Genomic DNA, 1667 nt, shown 5'->3' with positions numbered 1-1667 from the left:
CTTCTTCGAGGCCGAGACCTACCCGACGATCGACTTCGTCTCCACCGGTGTCCGTGAAGTCAAGGGCGAGTTCCTCGATGAGGACCTTGTGCCTGGCCAGCTGGATGGCGGCGAGGCCGAAGGCGAGGCTGATCAGGAGGACGAGGCCCTCGGGGATCATGCCGACGACGCCGGCCACCGAGTCGCGGAGTGCGCTGCGCCACGGAGCATCCGGCCCGGTGAAGAGCGCGTCGAGCCCGCCGTATGCCGCGATGCGCCCGATCAGGGTGAGAAGGATCACCGGGCCGAGCAGCCACGACAGCAGCACGAGGATGCGGTTGGTCGCCGCCCGGAGCTCGGAGTGGACGAGGGAGTGCCGTTTGATCTCGGCGGTGAGCCGGTTCGCATACGAGTCAGCACCCACGAACGTGAGCCGCGCGTAGCCGGAGCCGCCCGAGATGTACGAGCCGGACAGGAGTTCGTCGCCGACGACCTTGACGACCGGATCGGACTCCCCGGTGAGGAGGGACTCGTCCGCGACGAGGTCGTCTCCGTCGAGGACGACGGCATCAGCGGGCACCTGGTCACCCGGCCGGAGGATGAGCACGTCGTCCTGGACGACCAAGCCGAGCGGGACGATGTGCGCGAACCCATCGCGCTTGACCGCGACTTCGGGAACCGCGAGGAGCGCGAGGCGGTCGAGCACGAGCTTCGCACGGACCTCCTGCACGATCCCGATCAGCGCGTTCGCGACGACGACGAGGTAGAAGAGGCCGTCCCGGTAGTCGCCGAGCACGGCGACGGCGACGAAGCACACGGTCAGGATCGCGTTGAACAGGGTGAAGACGTTCTCCCGCAGGATGTCCGCCACCGTGCGCGACGTCGATTGCCGGACGTCGTTGCCTCGACCGTCCGCGAGCCGCTCGGCAACCTCGGCGTCGCTCAGCCCATCGTGAACCCCCGCGCCGGTCATGAAGCTGCGCCGGTCACGACGCTGCCGTGGTCATGGATCAGTTCCCGGATTCACCGTCGGCGGGCGGGCTCGGACGGTAGACGGACCGCACCATCAGCCACGACACGATGAGGAGCGGCGCATACAGCGGGATGCCCATCAGGAGCTTGGTCGCGCCGAGCCAGGCGACGTTGCCTGCGTAGTACAGCGGGAGTTCCACGGCGAGGCGCAGGAGGAACAGCCCTGCCCAGAGGGCGGTCAGCAGGGTGAGCACCCGGCGCTTGGACGGGTCGGACCGCCAGTTCACGCCGTCGCCGACCAGGAAGCCGACGGCGAGGCCGATGAGCGGCCACCCCACGATGATCGAGATCACGAGGGCTCCCCCGTACACGCCGTTGATCCAGAACCCGGAGAGGTAGAAGTCCTCTGCCTTTCCGGAGAGCAAGGCGAGCACGGCGCTGATGCCGATGCCGACGAGTCCGCCGACAGCCTGCGTCACGGTCTGCCTCGCCGCGACACGCAGGCCCGCCATCACGACACCGATCACGATCGGGGCGACGAGGGAGGGAACCAGGGCCCGGGTCAGGGTGTACGTGACGAGGAAGACGAGCCCGGGCACCACGGCCTCGACCAGGCCGCGGATGCCGCCCATCGCTGCGAGCAGGGCGTGGCCGCTGATCGGCTCCCCCTCTGCAGCGGGCGAGAAGCCGGCACGTCGCGCCGCAGCGGCCATACC

Annotated in this window: 1 protein-coding gene and 1 pseudogene; both read right to left on the bottom strand. The window is 68.9% G+C overall.

What is annotated here, in order from left to right; translation table 11 throughout:
- Window positions 1-952 (bottom strand): annotated as a pseudogene (locus tag QN345_RS18765) (ATPase); the annotation flags it as partial.
- Between the two features lie 37 nt (window positions 953-989).
- Window positions 990-1667 (bottom strand): DUF3159 domain-containing protein (locus QN345_RS18760; RefSeq protein ID WP_323509075.1); only part of this gene is annotated, 678 nt, incomplete at its 5' end.

This window comes from Cryobacterium sp. 10I1, assembly GCF_035019805.1.
Lineage (GTDB): Bacteria > Actinomycetota > Actinomycetes > Actinomycetales > Microbacteriaceae > Cryobacterium > Cryobacterium glucosi.
Note: the sequence above shows the minus strand (reverse complement) of the source record. Positions and strands in the feature narration are given on the sequence as shown.